General features: G+C 72.2%; 13 protein-coding genes. 8 read left to right on the top strand and 5 right to left on the bottom strand.

Annotated elements, in window-relative coordinates; genetic code table 11:
- Window positions 1-81: 81 nt before the first annotated feature.
- Together OG599_RS32590 and OG599_RS32585 are read right to left on the bottom strand one after the other, a co-directional pair.
- Window positions 82-2,382 (bottom strand): ABC transporter ATP-binding protein/permease, encoded by a 2,301-nt coding sequence (locus tag OG599_RS32590; RefSeq protein WP_327179561.1) that lies wholly within the window; start codon window positions 2,380-2,382, stop codon window positions 82-84.
- A gap of 367 nt (window positions 2,383-2,749) precedes the next feature.
- Window positions 2,750-3,091: a DUF5132 domain-containing protein gene (locus tag OG599_RS32585; protein ID WP_327179560.1), complete on the bottom strand. Its 342-nt coding sequence runs from the start codon at window positions 3,089-3,091 to the stop codon at window positions 2,750-2,752.
- A 600-nt stretch (window positions 3,092-3,691) separates the two neighbouring features.
- Here OG599_RS32585 and OG599_RS32580 point away from each other — a divergent pair.
- The 6 genes from OG599_RS32580 (at window position 3,692) to OG599_RS32555 (ending at window position 11,741) form a co-directional block, all read left to right on the top strand.
- Complete coding sequence (locus tag OG599_RS32580; RefSeq protein WP_327179559.1) at window positions 3,692-5,275, top strand: ABC transporter substrate-binding protein; 1,584 nt, start codon at window positions 3,692-3,694, stop codon at window positions 5,273-5,275.
- 13 nt (window positions 5,276-5,288) lie between these two features.
- Window positions 5,289-6,257, top strand: coding sequence for an ABC transporter permease (locus OG599_RS32575; protein WP_327179558.1), 969 nt, complete (start codon window positions 5,289-5,291; stop codon window positions 6,255-6,257).
- A 35-nt stretch (window positions 6,258-6,292) separates the two neighbouring features.
- Window positions 6,293-8,122, top strand: coding sequence for a dipeptide/oligopeptide/nickel ABC transporter permease/ATP-binding protein (locus OG599_RS32570; protein WP_327179557.1), 1,830 nt, complete (start codon window positions 6,293-6,295; stop codon window positions 8,120-8,122).
- Window positions 8,119-8,910 carry an ABC transporter ATP-binding protein gene (locus OG599_RS32565; RefSeq protein ID WP_327179556.1) on the top strand — a complete coding sequence of 264 codons (792 nt, stop codon included), beginning with the start codon at window positions 8,119-8,121 and terminating at the stop codon, window positions 8,908-8,910. The genes OG599_RS32570 and OG599_RS32565 overlap by 4 nt, the downstream gene beginning before the upstream one ends.
- Window positions 8,911-9,208: 298 nt before the next feature.
- Entirely contained in the window at window positions 9,209-10,243 is a 1,035-nt protein-coding gene (locus tag OG599_RS32560; protein WP_327179555.1) for a 3-oxoacyl-ACP synthase III family protein, read from the top strand.
- Between the two features lie 157 nt (window positions 10,244-10,400).
- Window positions 10,401-11,741 (top strand): glutamine synthetase family protein, encoded by a 1,341-nt coding sequence (locus tag OG599_RS32555; protein ID WP_327179554.1) that lies wholly within the window; start codon window positions 10,401-10,403, stop codon window positions 11,739-11,741.
- A gap of 54 nt (window positions 11,742-11,795) precedes the next feature.
- Here the strand turns inward: OG599_RS32555 and OG599_RS32550 are convergent, their stop codons facing one another.
- On the bottom strand, window positions 11,796-12,353 hold the full coding sequence (locus tag OG599_RS32550) for a GNAT family N-acetyltransferase (protein WP_327179553.1): 558 nt from the start codon (window positions 12,351-12,353) through the stop codon (window positions 11,796-11,798).
- Window positions 12,350-13,669 carry a type III PLP-dependent enzyme gene (locus OG599_RS32545; RefSeq protein ID WP_327179552.1) on the bottom strand — a complete coding sequence of 440 codons (1,320 nt, stop codon included), beginning with the start codon at window positions 13,667-13,669 and terminating at the stop codon, window positions 12,350-12,352. Before OG599_RS32545 ends, OG599_RS32550 begins: the two co-directional genes overlap by 4 nt.
- A 270-nt stretch (window positions 13,670-13,939) precedes the next feature.
- Between OG599_RS32545 and OG599_RS35540 the strand changes: the two genes are divergently transcribed.
- On the top strand, window positions 13,940-14,167 hold the full coding sequence (locus tag OG599_RS35540; RefSeq protein ID WP_442809621.1) for a DUF6357 family protein: 228 nt from the start codon (window positions 13,940-13,942) through the stop codon (window positions 14,165-14,167).
- Window positions 14,168-14,506: 339 nt separating this feature from the next.
- The gene (locus OG599_RS32535; RefSeq protein WP_327179551.1) at window positions 14,507-16,111 is read left to right on the top strand and encodes an amino acid permease; all 1,605 of its coding nucleotides are present in this window, start codon (window positions 14,507-14,509) and stop codon (window positions 16,109-16,111) included.
- A gap of 50 nt (window positions 16,112-16,161) precedes the next feature.
- Here the strand turns inward: OG599_RS32535 and OG599_RS32530 are convergent, their stop codons facing one another.
- Complete coding sequence (locus tag OG599_RS32530; protein WP_327179550.1) at window positions 16,162-16,848, bottom strand: TetR/AcrR family transcriptional regulator; 687 nt, start codon at window positions 16,846-16,848, stop codon at window positions 16,162-16,164.
- Between the last annotated feature and the right edge of the window lie 112 nt (window positions 16,849-16,960).

Below are 16,960 nucleotides of genomic sequence, written 5' to 3'. Positions count from 1 at the left end.
GGGCCATGCGCGCAGGGCGTGCCACCGGGGCCGGCCGCGGTGCGTGTCACGTGGTCGGCGAGGGGGCGGCTCGTCTGCGGGTCAGGCGGCGATTTCGCCGGCCTGGAGCTGCCAGAGGGATGCGTAGAGCCCGTGCTGGGCGAGGAGTTCGTCGTGGGTGCCTTGCTCGGCGACGATGCCGCGCTTGTCCATGACGTAGATCCGGTCGGCGTGCCGGACCGTGGAGAGGCGATGCGCGATGACGATCATCGTCCGGTCCGCCGCGAAGCTGCGCAGGGTGCGCTGGATCGCGGCCTCGGTCTCGTTGTCCACGGCGGAGGTGGCCTCGTCGAGGATGACGACGGGTGAGTCCTTGAGGATCGCGCGCGCCAGAGCGATCCTTTGCCGCTGGCCGCCGGAGAGCGTGGCGCCGCGTTCGCCGATCAGGGTGTCGTAGCCGTCGGGCAGGGTGGCGACGAAGGTGTGCGCCTCGGCCATGGCGGCGGCCCGGACCACGTCCTCGTGCGAGGCGCCGAAGGTGCCGTAACGGATGTTGTCGGCGATGCTGCCGTCGAAGAGGAACGGATCCTGCGCGACGAAGCCGACGGCATGGCGCAGGTCGTGCCGCCGCAGGTCGCGGACGTCCTGTCCGTCGAGCAGCACCCTGCCGGAATCCGCATCCTGGTAGCGCATCAGCAGTTTGGCGATCGTCGTCTTGCCCGAGCCGGTGGCTCCCACCAGGGCGGTCACCTGCCCGGCCGGGATGGTCAGGGAGAGGTCCTCCAGTGTCGCCGGGCGACCGGGGTAGGCGAAGGTGACCCCGTCGAGGACGATCTCGCCCCGCACTTCGGCGTTTTCGAGCTTCCCGTCGCCGCTGTCGGCCTCGACGGGCAGGGCGCGCAGGCGCTGGACCCGGTCGTAGGACGCAAGGGTGCGCTGGTACTGGTCGGCGATGCCGCCGAGCCGGCTCATCCGCATCAGCAGCATCTGGGGCAGTCCGATCAGCGGGCTGAACACCTCGAAGCGCAGGGTGCCGTTGAGCACCGACCGACCGCCGATCAGCAGGGTGCCGGCCATGGACGCGGTGGTCCAGGCCCGTACGGTCTCGACGTGGCGGATCGTGCTCCGGTCGGCCTGCCGACTGCTCTCCTGCACCGATTCGCTCAGCTCGTCGACGCGTGTCGCCTCGTACTCCTCGGTGCAGAAGCTCTTGACGGTCGCACCGGCTTCGAGCGAGTTGATCACCTGGCTGCCGAGCCTGGCCCGCCGTTCGCCGGTGGCGGCGTAGGTTGCCGCTGCCTCGCTCTGGTGGCGCAGTGAGAGCCAGGCGACGACCGGGATCGGCAGGAACGCGATCCAGGCGATCTGCGGTGCCAGCAGGAGGAACGCGGGCACCAGGACGGCGAGGCTGGTGCCGAGTTGCAGCACGTCGTTGGCCGGGCCGGCGAAGAAGGCGCCCAGCTGGCCGACGTCGTTGGTGAGTGCGCCGGTCACCCGGCTGGTCCGCTCGCCCTCCAGGTGCCCCAGTTCGAGGTGCTGGACGTGCCGGTACGTGCGGCTCCGCCAGTCGTGCTCGATGTCCTGGCCCAGTCGGCGCCACTGGAGGTTCGAGGCGTAGGAGAGACCTGCCACCGCGGCGCAGGCGACGGCCACCAGGCCTGCCAGTCCCAGGAGTTGGGCCGATGCCGTGGTCAGGCCGAGGCCGACCAGCGGAGCCGCCTCGCCCTTGATGAGGACGAGGCCGGTCCATCCGAGGAAGGTGCCGAGTGCCATCTCCGCGGCCTGGCAGGCGACGGACAGGGCTGCGGCCCGGTAGAGGCGGCGGCGGTGCGGGCCGACGATCTCCAGCAGGGGGTGGCGTTCGGCATCGGCCCCGGCCGCGTGCCGGGCCGCCTCGACCGTTCCGCGCCATGCCTTCCGGAGGACGATCGCGGTCGCTGCGGCAACCCCGCCCGCCGCCACCAACTGCCTTCCCCTCGCGGCCCCCTTGATCAGCGTGACGCCGGCCACGACACCGCCACCGACGGCGAGCACCGGTCGCAGCACCGGGCCGCGGTCCGCCCGCGGGGCGGAAGCGGCGGCGGGGCCGACCGGGCGTGCCGGGCTTCCCGATCCGGTCGCGTTCTCCGCGACGCGGGTGATGGCTCCGCGGATGATCCGGCCGACGTCCGCGGCGCGCAGCCGCGCGTCGTGCCGGACGAGCACCCCGCCGGTGACCGGGTTGGCCCGGGCCTCGGTGATCCCTGGAATGCGGCCCAGCGCGGCGGCGAGGATCTCGGCCGTCCGGGGGCGTCCGAGCACCAGCCGGACGTCCCAGCGCTGGCGGCCCGGGATGACCGAGCGCGGGCTCGCACCCAGTTCCACGGAGCGGAATCCGGCTGCGGCACCCAGTAGCGATGGCATGTGTACGATCACCTGTTTGCGGAGGTCGCGGGAATCCGCCATGGACACGACGGAATGCGGCGACGGAGCGGGAGAATCTGAACGGCGGATCTCTGCGGTCGAACGGCCTGACAACGGCCGCCGCCCGGGTGCGCTCCGCCTGGGGCGCGTCTTCGAACTGCCGTCGTCCGCCCGGAGGGCGGGTCCGGCGGCATCCGGTGCGTGCGATCGCACGGCGGAGGGTCGCCCCGATACTGGATGTACCGGGGTGATCCCGACAACGGGGCGAGCGTGACTGCCGGACGTCGCCCGGCAAGGGGGACTTTCGCGACACGCTTTGGATCGATCGGCGTGCGCGCCCGGCGGCGGCCCCGGTTCCTACGGGCCGTCAGTGGGACTTGCCGGAGGGGGAACCTGCGGTAGCACGGATCTTCGGGGTCCTCGCGTCCCCTTCGGTGCGGCCGGCGGCCGCGTCCTTGGCACCGGCACGCTGACCGACGACGGAGTGCCCTTCGGCCTCACTGGCGGCGATCTGGGCGGCCACCACGTCGGCGGCCACCTCGGCGGCGAGGTCGTGCATGTTCTCCCCGGCCTCCTGGGCCGCCTTCTTCACCTCCATCGCGATACCGACGGACGTCCTGACGACTCCGCTCACCAGCGGCTTGAGCAGGCGCTTGGCCAGCGGTGCGACGATGAGGCCGATCAGGAAGGGCGGGACTACTGGCGGCATGATTCTCCATCCTCTCCACGCATACGTATGACAGGGAACCCGGGCACGAAATACGAATCAGTGCACAACCGGGCGGGATTCACTCTCGAAATATCCGGGACTCACCTGTCTCATCGGGTTCCCGGACGCCGGAACTCACCATCCGATCCCGTGATCACGGTAGCGGAATCACACCCGTCTGGGCCAAGTAGCTCTCCCCGTTCACTCGTGCGAGTGTTCATGATTCTTTGCGCGTAACCCCCAAACCGCACCACCCCACGGAATTCAATGCGATTATCCGATTACCTCTCTCGGTGCATTCCCCTCCGCAACGCCCGCCGCCGGGGGATAACGCCAGACGCCGGGGGACGGCGGGACGGCACTCCTCCTCCGCCCCGCCCCGTGGAAGTCCCGCGCCCCGCGTACACCGCCCGCCACGACGCCCGGCCCGGTGGGCGCGACGGGCCCCGGCACCCCCCGTACGGGTGAACCCGGATCGGACGCCCCGCAGCCCCCGACGGCTCCCCGCCCAGCTGCCAGGCGGCTCAAGCGATTCGAACACCCCTGCCTCACAAGCCAGTTGGGAGACCGGGACCAGCAAGCCGGTGGCACCATGACGCCATGTTCCGACGCTCCCCGCCGGTCGCCCTGGCGGCCGCCCTCGCCGCATCCGCCGTCGCACTGGGCGGTTGCGGCGGAGCCGCCACCTCTTCGACCACCACCCCGCTGGTGATCGGCGGCACCGTCCGGATCGCCGGGACCAGCGAGACCCCGAGCTTCGACCCGTACTCCGCGTTCGGCGCCTCCCAGGCCCGCTACGCCTACGATTCCCTGGTCAACCTCGCCCCCGACGGCGGCCTGGTCTCCGGCCTGGCCACCTCCTGGCGGGCCACGGCAACCACGGCCACCTTCACCCTCCGCCCGGGCGTCACCTGCTCCGACGGGACCACGCTCACCGCTTCGGCGGTGGCCCGCGCACTCACCTACGCGGGCGACCCGGCCAACCAGCTCGCCGGCGCCCAGACCGTCCTGCCGAACGTCCCGTTCGAAGCGAGCGCCGACGACGGGACCGGCACGGTGTCGGCGACCGCCGCCGCCCCCTTCCCGTTCCTCACCCGCACCATCGGTCTGCTGCCGATCGTCTGCCCCGCAGGCCTCGACCGGCCCGATTCGCTGGACCGCACCACCCAGGGCACCGGTCCCTACGTACTGACCCGCTACACCCCCGGCGGACCGTACGAGTTCACCGTCCGCGACGGCTACTCCTGGGGGCCCTCAGGGGCGACGACCGGGGAACCCGGCCTCCCCGCGCGCATCGTCCTCTCGGTGGTGCCCCAGGCGTCCACCGCGGCGAACCTGCTGCTCACCGGGGGCACCGACATCGCCGGCGTGAGCGGACCGGACCGCGCCCGCCTCACCGGACGCGGCCTGTCCACCGTCGAGGTGGCGACCGTGGTCGGGCTGACCTTCTTCAACCAGCGTCCCGGGCGGGTGCTCTCCGACCGGGCGCTGCGCCGCGCCCTGGTCTCCGCCCTGGACCGGCAGGGGCTGGCCAACGTCGCCGTCGGCGGCACCGGCAGCCCCGCCACCGACTTCGGCGCCGAGGGCTCCGTCTGCCACGCCGACCTCGCCGACGCCAACCTGCCCACGCACGACGCCTCCGAGGCCCTGCGGGCCGCCGGCTGGACCCGCTCCGCCGGCGGCCCGCTCTCCAAGGACGGCCGGCCGCTCCGGCTCCGCCTGATCACCAGCCCCGACCTCGGCCCGACCCTGGTCTCCGTCGCCGAGCTCATGGCCCGGGAGTGGACGGCGCTCGGCGCCGGGGTCGACCTGGTCTCCGAGAGCCTGCCGGCCCTCGTCAACGCGATGTACCAGAGCGCCGAGTTCGACGTGGTGGTCGGCAGCACGCCGGGGTTCGCGCTGCCGGCCGGCTTCGTCTCCTTCTTCTCCGGCCCCACCCCCGCCCGGGGCCTCAACTTCGCGGGGGTGGCCAATCCCGAGTACGACGCCCTGGTCTCCCGGGCCCTCAGGGAGACCGACACGACGGGATGCGACACGTGGAACCGGGCCGCCGCCGCTCTCTTCCGCTCGGCCGACGCGCTGCCGATCGCCCAGGGCGGCAGCAGCCTGTACGGCTACCGCACCACCTTCGCCACCACCTTCGGCGGCCAGCTCGTTCCCACCAGCATCCGCCTCCACCAGTGACCTGGGGCCCACCATGACTGCATCCCAGCTGTTGCGGCACCCCTGGACCGTGTTCCTCGGCCGCCGCGGTGTCCGGCTGCTCCTCTCCCTGGGGGTCGTGGTCACCGCGTCCTTCGCGATGATCCGCCTCATCCCCGGCGATCCGGTCCGGGCCGCTCTCGGCGTCGACGCCTCCCCCGGCCTCGTGGCCGCCCGCAGGCACGACCTCGGGCTCGACACTCCCTTCCTGTCCCAGTACCGCCACTACCTCGACGGCCTGCTGCACGGTGACCTCGGTACGTCGCTGGTCACGGGCGCACCGGTCGCCGAGCTGGTCCGCACCCGGTTGCCGGCCACCCTGGAGATCGCCGTCCTCGCCTTCCTGGCCGCCCTCGCCGTCGCACTGCCCGGCGGCCTGCTGGCCGCCGTCCGCACCCGTGACGGCCGACGCCCGCGCACCGAGCTGGTGTTCACCGCGGTCACCGCCGGTCTGACGGGTGTGCCGGACTTCGTCCTGGCCGCCGGACTCACCGCGCTGCTGGCCGTCGGCCTCCAGCTGCTCCCGGTGGCCGGGGCGGCGGGCGCCGAGTCGCTCGTCCTGCCCGTCCTCGCGCTCTCCCTCGCCCCCACCGCCGTGCTCCTGCGCATCGTCCGGGTGGAGGCGCTGAAGGTGCTGAACGAGGACTATCTGCGTACTGCCCGGAGCAAGCGGCTGTCCCCCGCACGCCGCTACCTCCGACACGCGGCACCGAACATGGCGTCCGCCGCGCTCACCGTCGCCGGGAGCCTGCTGCCGGGCCTGATCGCCGGCACCGTGCTCGTCGAGAAGGTCTTCGCCTGGCCCGGCATCGGCTCCGCCATGGCCCAGTCCGTGGTCGCACAGGACTACCCGGTGGTCCAGGCCATGGTTCTGGTGCTCGGCACCACCGTGCTGCTCTCCGGCCTCCTGGTGGACGTGCTGCTCACCCTGCTCGACCCCCGCTCGGCGATCCGGGAGATGTGACCATGAGACCCCCGTCCGCACGTCCACGCTCTCCCATGGCCTGGGCCACCGCCGTCATGCTGGCGTCGCTCGTCGCGCTCGCTCTGGCCGGCCCCCTGGTCTGGGGCGCGGCAGCCGACCGCCCGGACCCGTCGGCCGTGCTCCAGGGGCCCTCCGCGGTGCATCCGTTCGGCACCGACGGCCTCGGCCGGGACCTGCTCGCCCGCATCCTGACGGCCACCCGTCCTTCCCTGCTGCTGGCGCTGGCGGCGGTGCTGCTCGGCGCGAGTGCGGGAGTCCTCCTCGGGGCGTGCACCGCCGTTCTCGGGCGACGCGGCCGCCGGCTGACCGGCGGGCTGATCAACCTCCTGCTCGCCTTCCCGGCGCTGCTCGTCGCGATGTTCCTCGCGGTCGTGTTCGGCGCGGGCGCCACCGGGGCGGTGCTGGCCCTCGCGGCGGCGGCCGTCCCGGGATTCGCCCGACTCGCCCAGACCCTCGCCGCAGGCGTCGCGGGCACCGATCACCTGGCCGCGGCCCGGGTGCTCGGTCTGCGCCGCCACCGCCTGCTGTGGCGGCACCTCCTGCCGAACATCGCGGAGCCGCTGCTCCTGAGCGTCACCACCGCGGGGGGCACCGCCCTGGTCGCGCTCTCGGGGCTGAGCTTCCTCGGACTGGGTGTCCAGCCGCCCGGGTACGACTGGGGCCAGCTGCTCAGCCAGGGGCTCGACCGGATCTACGCCGAGCCGGTGCCGGCGCTCGCCCCCGGCCTTGCCATCCTCTACGCGGCGCTGGCCTTCCAGCTGCTCGGGGAGGTTTTGGCCGGACAGGTCGCACGGCGCGGGCCGGTGCGGCGCGCCCCTGTACCAGTGCCCGCTCCGAGTGGCCCCGCCGAGGACGGGCTGGTCCTCCAGGTCGAGGACCTCACCGTCGAACTCCCCACCTCCGACGGCACGATCCGGCCGGTGCGCGGTGTGAGCCTGTCCCTGCGGCCGGGCGAGATCGTCGGCCTCGTCGGCGAATCGGGGTCGGGCAAGTCGCTCACCGCGCTCGCCGTCGCCGATCTGCTCCCGTACGGCGCCCGGGTGTCGAGGCGCACGCTGCGCCTGCTCGGGAAGGACCTCTCCGCCCTGACGCCGAAGGAACGGGACCGGCACCTCGCGACGGGCCTGTCGATGATCTTCCAGAACCCGGCCTCGGCGCTCAATCCGTCCCTGCGCATCGGCACCCAGCTCACCGAGGCGGTCCGGGCGCACCGGGGTGTCGGCCGTGCGCAGGCCGCCGCGGAGGCCGCCGACGCCCTGAGTCGCGTGGCCCTGTCCCCGGCGCTGCTGCGCTCACGTCCCCACCAGCTCTCCGGCGGCCAGCGCCAGCGGGTGATGATCGCCTCGGGGCTGATGGTGCGGCCGGGACTGATCATCGCCGACGAACCGACCACAGCGCTCGACGTCACCGTGCAGCGCCAGATCACCCGGTTGCTCACCGACCTCCGGCGGGACACGTCCGCGGCGATCCTCTTCATCAGCCACGACGTCGCGCTGGTGGGCGAGTTCTGCGAACGGATCCTGGTGATGTACGCGGGCACCATCGTCGAAGCCCTGCCCGTGGACCGCCTCGCCGACGGGGCCCGGCATCCCTACACCCGGGCCCTGATCGCATCCGTACCGGACCTCGGCGCCGACCGGGGCCGACCGCTGCCGGCGGTCGAGGGCGCGCCGCCCGATCCGCTCGCGCCCGCGCCGGGGTGCCCGTTCGAGCCTCGTTGCCCGCGCCGCCAGGACCGCTGCGCCGAGCAGGCTCCCCGGCTGGAGGACATCGGGATCCATCACCGGGTCGCCTGCTGGCATCCGGTGCCGGCGGCGGTCCCCGAGGCGGTGCCGGCGTCATGACCACTCTTCAGGTGATCGGCCTCACCGTCCGCCACCCCGGCCCCCGGGGCGCCCCCGCCGCCGTGGACGGTGTCTCGCTGGAGATCCCGTCCGGCACCACGCTCGGTCTCGTGGGGGAGTCCGGCTCCGGGAAGTCCAGTCTGGCCGGCGCGATCGTCGGCCTCGTTCCCGTACACGGTGGCCGCGTTCTGGTCGACGGCCGCGAGGTCCGCACCCGTACCGTCAACGACCGGCGGCGGCTCGGCCGCCTGGTCCAGATCGTCGGCCAGGACCCGGACACCGCGCTCGATCCGCGGATGACGGCTCGTCAGGCCCTCGTCGAGGCCGCCACGGTCTTCCGCCGGCTCGACCGGGCCGCCCGCGTCGAGCGCGTCGACGAGCTGCTCGGCCTCGTCGGTCTGGATCCGCGGCTCGCCGATCGCCTGCCGCGCCAGTTGTCCGGCGGCCAGCGTCAGCGGGTCGCCCTGGCCCGCTCCCTGTCCGTCGAGCCCGGCCTGCTGATCGCGGACGAGATCACCTCGGCGCTCGACGTCTCGGTGCAGGCCGCCGTCCTCAACACGGTGCGTGAACTCCAGCGGCGGCTCGGGCTTTCCATGCTCTTCATCGGGCACAACCTGCCGGCGGTCTGCCACGTCTCGGACGTCGTGGCGGTCATGCGGCACGGCCGGATCGTCGAGATCGCTCCCACCGGGACGCTCCTGCGCGCACCGAGCCACCCCTACACCCGGGCGCTGCTCGCCTCCGTGCCGTCCCTGCGCGCCTCCCTGCCCGGGCAGAGGTCGTCCTGAACCTCCGGTCGCCGGTCGCGGCGGGGCGGCGCGTGCATCTGTCGAAAGCCGTACGGGTTCCGACAGATGCACGCGCGGAGCACGAAACGAATTCCCACGGATTTCACTGTCAAGCGATCAACCAATTCCCCACGCCATCGAATTAAAGATTGATTTAAGACCCGATTCCCGTGAGACGATGCGACGGCTTTGCATTCGACGATCCGTCGGTACCGGGCCAATGGCCCATCAATGGAGAGATGCTGAATATGGAATTTTATCGAGGAGTAACGACGACCCCCGGGCGGAGCGCCGTGACATGACCGTCGCCCTGGAGCAGACCCCCCTCCATCAGACCGGCGCGGGCCTTTCCGTACCGTTCGCCATCGCCGGGACGGGAATCCACCTGCCGCCGACCGTCGTCACCAACGAGGAGCTCATCCGCTCCCTGGACACCAGCGACGAATGGATCACCAGCCGCACCGGCATCCGCGAACGCCGTCGTCTGGCACCGCACCTGGCCACCTCGGACATGTGTGTCGCCGCCGCCCACCCGGCCCTGGAAGCCGCCGGCGTCGAGCCCGGCCGGCTGGACGCGGTCATCGTGGCCACCTACACGTGGGACCAACCGCTCCTGTCGACCGCACTCATCGTGAAAGAAGCCCTCGGCGCCCACCGCGCCCTCTCCCTGGACGTCACGACAGCCGCCTGCGCCTCCGGCATCCAGGCCATGCTGATCGCGTCCCACCTCCTGCAGAACCCCTCCATCACCACCGTCCTGCTGCTCGCGGCCGACTGTGCCTCAAGGGTCACCGATCCCACCGACCGCACCACCGGCGTGTTCTTCGGAGACGCCGCGGCGGCCGTCGTCCTCACCCGCACCGACAGTCCTGGTTCGGGTCTCCTCTCGTACAGCCTGGGCTCCCAGCTGTCCTACGACGTCCAGATCCCGGCAGGAGGCTCCCGGATGCCCACCAGCACCGCCACCGTCGCCGCCGGGGACCACTATCTGTCCATGGACGGCCGCGCCGTCTGGAACGCGGCGACCACACGCCTCCCGGAGAGCATCACCAGCGCCGTTCGACGCGCCGGCGTGCCGATCGACCAGGTGCGGCACTTCTTCCTGCACCAGGCCAACCTGAACATCCTCAACGAGACCACGGCCGCCCTGGGGGTCCCGCGCGAGCGCGCCCCCGTCACCATCGACCGACTGGGCAACACCGGGTCGGCCGGCGTGTTCACCGCACTCCACACGGCCGTCGCCGAAGGCTCGCTGCTCCCGGGAGACACCTACGTGCTGTCCGGTATCGGCGCGGGCTTCCAGTGGGGATCCCTCTGCCTCCGGCACGCCTGACCGATCCGGATCGACAACGCCCGCTCGGCTGCCAGAAGTTGGTGGACTCCTGCCGGCCCGGTCAGGGTGTCACGCAGCAGCTCCGGTGGTCCACGGACGAGTGAACTCCCGGACGGCTGCTGGCGATCCCGCTGCCGCGAACGCCAGCATGGACGGCATGACCACCACGCAATCACCGGCTGAGCGGGCCGCTCAGGCCCGTGCGGCCGAAGTCCAGCTCGCCGCCGACGGAATCGACGGGGTGGTGTTCGGCTGGGTCGACAACGCCGGGCTCACCCGGGTGAAGTCCGTCCCGCTCGCCCGACTCCGGCACGCCGCCGAGCACGGTGTCGGCGCCGTCCCCTGCTTCGACGTCTCCCTGGTGGACGACTCCCTCACCACCACGGCTTCGAGTACCGGCCCGACGGGCGACCTGCGGCTCGTCCCCGACCTCGACCGGCTCACCCCGCTCGCCGCCCAGCCCGGCTGGGCCTGGGCTCCGGCCGACCGTTATGCCCAGGACGGCACCCCGCACCCCGGCTGCCAGCGCGGTTTCGCCCGCCGGGCGGCCGAGGCCGTCGAGCGGCGCGGGCTTTCGGTGCGAGCCGGGATCGAGATCGAGTGGGTGGTGGCCGACGCCGCCGGAGATCCCGCGACGTCCGCGCCCGGGTACGGCATGACCCGCTTCATCGAGCACTCCGACTACCTGCGCGAGGTGCTTCGCGCCCTCACCGCACAGGGTCTGACGGTGCTGCAACTCCACCCGGAGTACTCCGCGGGGCAGTTCGAGGTCTCGGTCGCCGCCGAGGGCCCGGTCGAGGCGGCCGACACGACGATGCTGGTGCGCCACACCGTCCGGGCCGTCTCCGCCCGTCACGGGCTGCGGGTCTCGTACGCTCCCGTCTTCTCCGAGGGTGCGATCGGCAACGGCGGCCACCTGCACCTCAGTCTCTGGCGGCAGGGCGGGAACCTCGGGAACGGCGGCCGCGGCCGTCACGGTCTGCATCCCGAAGCCGAGCACTTCTTCGCGGGGGCACTCGCCGAGCTGCCGGCCCTGCTCGCCCTCGGCGCGCCGGCTGTCGCCTCCTATCTGCGTCTGGTCCCCTCCCACTTCGCCGGTGCCTACCGCTGCTGGGGCCTGGAGAACCGCGAGGCCGCCCTGCGCCTGATCACCGGCACCGCCGCGGGGCAGGCCAACGCCGAGTTCAAGTGTTTCGACGCCGCCGCCAATCCGTACCTGGCGGTCGGCGGGGTGCTGGCCGCCGGACTCGCCGGACTCGACGCGGGTATGGAGCTGCCTCCCGAGACCCGGGGCGACCCCGCCGCGCTCGGCAATGCCGAGCGTCTTCCGGCGAGTCTGCCGGAGGCCACCGACGCGTTCGAGAAGTCCGCCCTCCTGCGGCAGGCGCTCGGCCCCGAGTTGTACGAGGCCGTTCTGGCCGTCCGGCGGGCCGAGGCGGAGTTGTTCGCGGGGCACACGGATGCGGACGTCATCGAGGCTGTCCGCTGGCGGTACTGACAGGCTGTCCGCCGTCCCCGACGCGGGTGGGGACGGCGGACATCCGCGACCGCGTCAGCCCGCTTCCGCCGCGGAAGACGGTGCGAGAGCCGGATCGGTGACCGCGGCTTCCACCGGCTTCGACATGTACACCGCCTCGGCGCCGTAGCTCGCGGGCAGTACGGTCTCGGGCCGGGCACGGTAGCCCAGTTCGGCCCACAGCGCCCGCGAGCCCTGTACGGCGACCAGGGAGAGCGTCCGGTAGCCGCCCGCGCGCCCGGTCTCCTCCAGATGCCGCAGCATCCGGCGGGCCAGGCCCCGGCCGCGCGCCTGCTCGGCGATCACCACGTCGTGGAGGTGCAGGTTGCTCTCCCGGCCGCTCTCCCGATCCGTGCGTACCTCGGCCAGGCTCAGGTCGGGACACCGGTGGAGCGGGTACGGCAGTGCGAGCAGGTAGCCGACGAAGCCGCCCCCGTGCTCCAGGACGAAGCAGGTCGACGGCGAGACGCGGTGCCGGGAGCGCAGCGCCTCCCGCCCCTCGGCCAGGCCGCTCGCCCGGTAGGCGCGTTCCTCCAGCTCGACCACCGCGTCCCAGTCGTCCTCCAGAAGGAGCCTGATCCTGATGCCGCTCATACGCCTTCTCCCTCCTGGGCCGAGCCGGCGACGCACGTGTACGGCAGCGGCGCGAAGCCGTTGAACCCGCGGGTGGCATAGGCGACGGCGTACGCACCGCAGGAGTGGACCCAGACCGGGTCACCGGAGGCGATGGTGCGCGGGACCCTCACTAAGCCGCCCTCCTGGGCGTACGCGTCGTCGCTGTCGCACGTCGGACCGGCCACCACCGCGTCGACGAACTGCCCTTGGGGGTGTGCCGGGAACTCCAGCCGGTACTGCAACTGATCCATCTCGTACAGGCCGTTGAACTTCCCGCAGCTGAGGTAGAGCCAGTTCGCACGGGTACCGTCGGCCCGCAGGCGGGAGGTGAGCCGGGCGACGTGGGCGCGGATCGCGCCGTGGTCGGCGACCAGGTGGCGACCGGGCTCCAGGAGGAAGGAGAGCGGGGCCGCGTTGACGGCGCGCAGCCGTTCCATGCCGTCGCGCATCACCGCGAACATCTTGTCCAGGGGCGGCTCCAGTGGCCGGCCCCGCCGGTCGAGGACGCCGAGGGCGGGCAGTCCACCGCCGAGATTGATCCGGTCCGGGACGATGCCGTGCCGGTTGAGCGTCTCCAGCGAGCCGGCCAGTGTCTCGATCGCCTCGCCCCAGGCCTCGGCCGTCATCTGCTGGGAGCCCACGTGCACCGACAGACCTGAAGGCACCAGTCCGGCGTCCCGGGCGGCGGCGAGCACGCCGAGGGCGTCCTCGGGCGAACAGCCGAACTTGTGGCTCAAGCCCCACAGGGCGCCGTCGCCGGTGGTCGCGATACGGCAGAACACCGCTGATCCTGGCGCGTGTTCGGCGATCGCGGCGACGTCCTCCCGGCTGTCGGTCGCGAAGTCGCGCACGCCCAGCCGATAGGCATCGGCGATGTTGCGGTCGGACTTGACGGTGTTGCCGTAGTGGATCAGCTCGGGGGCGACCCCGGTGCGCAGCGCCTGGGCGATCTCCTGCGGTCCCGCCGCGTCGAACCCGGAACCGAGCCGGGCGAGATGGCCGAGCACCTCATCCACCGGGCACGCCTTCATGGCGAACCGGACGGCGGCACCTGGGAGTTCGGCGCACAGGGCGGTGTACTGACGGCCGATGCCCTCCAGGTCGTAGATGATGGTGTCCTCGGTCGCGGCGGCGAGCGCGGCGCGCAGAGCGGAGTCGTCGTGCCGACCGACGAGGGGCGGGGCGGACGTCCGTACGGCGACCTGCGCCGTCGGAGCGCGTTGGCCGGTTCTGCCGCGGCCGGCAGGCCGGCGCTGTTCGGCGATCTGATACATGTCGGTGGCCTGAGGCCTCACGCGTGAACTCCCTGTCCGACTGAGTGACCGATGCCATGAACGTCCGGCACCCATGAGAGGGAACGAGGCAGTCGGGAGGTGGGTTATGACACGCGAACGGGTTTCCTTCCCGCCGGACTCCACGCACGCGTGACGGCTCGGCCCCCGCGCCGGGCGTACGGGTCGTCGCGTACCTCTGGTCGCACCGGTGCGGGGGCCGACGCCGTCCGTGATCCCCGTACGTTCATGTTCGCGAGCTGCGAGGCTCAATTCGCTTGAATCCGGGCGGACTTGGCCGGGCACCTGCTGCTGTGGAGCGCGGTTCCTCCGCTGTCCGACGCGGCCGGGACCCGGGAGCGGCTCGACGAGAAGACCGCCGACGCGCTGCCCGTACGTGGCTCACTTGCGTTCGAGCGCGGCCCGCACGGCCTCCGGGCCCACGTCACCATCAAGGTTGTGCGCATCATCGACGAGCCATGCGCCCCGATCCGCTCCGGCTCGTTCACTAGGGAGGATTAGAGCACAGGACCCGAACCACCGGCCTGAACAGCCTTTCCATTGAACGTCGTTCGGGCCACCTGTCATACGGCCACGAGCAGAGCGGATCCGCGTCTGGACCAGCAGGATCTGGTTCCGCTCCCTCCGTCGTCCGTTCGGAGCTCCTTGCCCACGGCCACCGAAGCCCGGCCGCTGTCGCCGTTCACAGGACAGTCGGCGAGCCTGTCCCCCGGCCTCCGCCCGGAGAGGAGTCACTAACGGCCGGGACACGGCGGGGACACGTGGGGGAAACCAGCCGTCCCTAATTTCTGTCACCCGACAGAAATTCGCAGGACTCGCCGCCGCGACAGGGGACCCGCCATGACCGTGACCACCGATCCCACTCCACCGGCTCCTCTCCCGCCCGACGCGACGGACGAGGACCGGGACCGGGACCGGCCCGACGGCTCGCTCGCCTCGTTCGGATATCCCCAAGAACTGCGGCGCCGCATGGGGAGGTACGCGTCCTTCGCCGCCGGGTTCTCCTTCATCTCCGTGCTGACCACGGTCTTCCAGTTCTTCTCGCTCGGCTTCTCCTTCGGCGGGCCGCTCTTCTTCTGGACCTGGCCCGCGGTCCTCGTCGGTCAGCTCCTCGTCGCCGCCTGCTTCGCCGAACTCGCCGCCCGGATGCCCATTTCGGGCGCCGTCTACCAGTGGGCGAGCAGGCTCGGCACTCCGTCCTTCGGCTGGTACGCGGGCTGGATCATGGTGGTCGGGCGGATCGTGGTCGTGGCGGCCGCCGCTCTCGCGCTGCAGGTGGTCCTGCCCGCCGTCTGGCCCGGCTTCCAGATGGTCAGGGGCGATCCGTCGCCCGCGACGGTCACGGGAGCCGCGAACGCCGCTCTTCTCGGACTGATCCTGCTCGTGTTCACCACCCTCCTCAACGTCACGGACAACCGGGCGCTCTCCGCCGTCAACACGGTCGGTGTCACCGCCGAGATCGCCGGCATCGCCCTGATCGTCACCCTCCTCGCCACTCACGCGGAACGCGGCCCCGCGGTCACCCTGCACACCGGCGGTGAAGGCGGCCTGATCACGGCGCTGCTCGTCGGATCGTTCACGGCCGCGTACGTCCTCATCGGGTTCGAGAGCGCGAGCGAGATGAGCGAGGAGACCGTCAACCCGCGGCGCACCGCCCCCCGTACGACGCTCACCGCCCTCACCACGTCGGGAGTCTGCGGAGGGCTCCTGCTGCTGGGCGGGCTGCTCGCCGCGCCCTCCCTCACCGACGGACGCCTGGCGACCGGGGGTTTGGGGTACGTGCTCACCAGCACGCTCGGCGACGGCCTCGGCAGGGTGCTGCTCGGCGACGTGGCCGTGGCCATCTGTGCGGCGACCCTGGCCATCCAGACGTCGGCGACCCGCATGCTCTACTCCATGGCCCGCGACGGTGTCCTCCCGCACTCGGCGCGGCTGGCGCGGGTGCCGCGCAGGACCGGGATGCCCGGGACGGCCGCGACCGTGGTCGGTGTCGGGGCAGGGCTGCTGCTCCTGCTCAACCTCGCGTCCGCGCAGGCGTTTCTGGCCATCGGCACGAGCTGCATCGCGATGGTGTACCTGGCGTACGCGATGGTCACCGGGCCGATGCTGTTCAGGCGGCTGAGGGGCGAGTGGCCGCCGGCGGACGACGGCCGGAGCGACGAACTCGGCCGTCCCCTGTTCTCCCTCGGCCGCTGGGGACTCCCCGTCAACGCGGTCGCGTTCGGCTACGGGCTCCTCATGACGGTCAACCTCGCCTGGCCGCGCACCGCGGTGTACGACCCCGCCGGCGGCCACTGGTACTTCCAGTGGTTCACCGTCCTGGTTCTCGGCGCGACGGTCGCGGCCGGCGCCGCTTACCGTCACCGTCGTCGGGCCCGGACGGAACCAGGGGCGCCGAGCGGGAGGGAGACCGCGGCGAGGGGCGTTCGAGCCTCTCGGTCCTGAGGGGTCGGACGGCCGGAGGACGGGGCAGAGGTGGAGGCCCGCGCGTACCGTCAGTCCTGCGCCGCGAGGAGTCGTTGCCCCTCGCGGCGCAGCCGTGCCAGGGAACGCTGCGGTACGCCGGCCACCAGCAACGCGGCATCCGCCGTCGCCACCGCCAGGGCTTGCGGGTCGCGGTCGAAGTCGGCTCGCCGGATGAGGATCACGCTTTCGGTGAGGCCGAAGACGAGGTCCGTGCGCAGGGCCAGGTCGTGGGGGCCGAGGGCCGCGCCGGCGTCCGTGGCGGCCAGCAACTCGGCGTAGCAGGACTTGAGTTCGGCCCGGACCCGGTGGAAGTCGGCGAAGTGGCCGGTCTGCGCCTCCGGCAGCAGGTAGAGCGCCCCGAGGTTGTGGGGGCCGCCGCACAGCAGCGCCGCGTCGGAGTGGCACAGAGCCCACAGCCGCGCCTCGGGGGCCGCCTCCGTGCGGGACACGAGGCCGCGCGCCACTTCGAGGGAGGGCCGGACGGTCCCTTCGAGCAGCTCCGCGAGGATCGCTTCCTTGCCGTCGAAGTAGTGGTAGAGGGATGCCTGGCGCAGGCCGGCCCGTTCGGCGATCGTCCGGGTGGATGTCGCGGTGTAGCCGCGGGTGGTGAACAGGTCGGCTGCCGCGGCGAGGACTTCGTCGCGCGGTTCGAGGCCACTGGAAGGGCGCTTCTGGATCCGCGGGCGGCCGACTTTTCTGCTGGTGGGCGTGCTCACTCCACGATCCTCGCACAGAGCCGACGACCGGCTCGGGGCCGATCCCCCCGGTGAGTTTGCGGAAACCGGCCAGAAACTCACCCGCAATGGCCCCGAAGCGCCCACTGCCTAA

Source organism: Streptomyces sp. NBC_01335, assembly GCF_035953295.1.
Classification (GTDB): Bacteria; Actinomycetota; Actinomycetes; order Streptomycetales; family Streptomycetaceae; genus Streptomyces.
The sequence above is the reverse complement of the archived record's forward strand: the minus strand, read 5'-3'. Positions and strand labels throughout refer to the sequence as shown.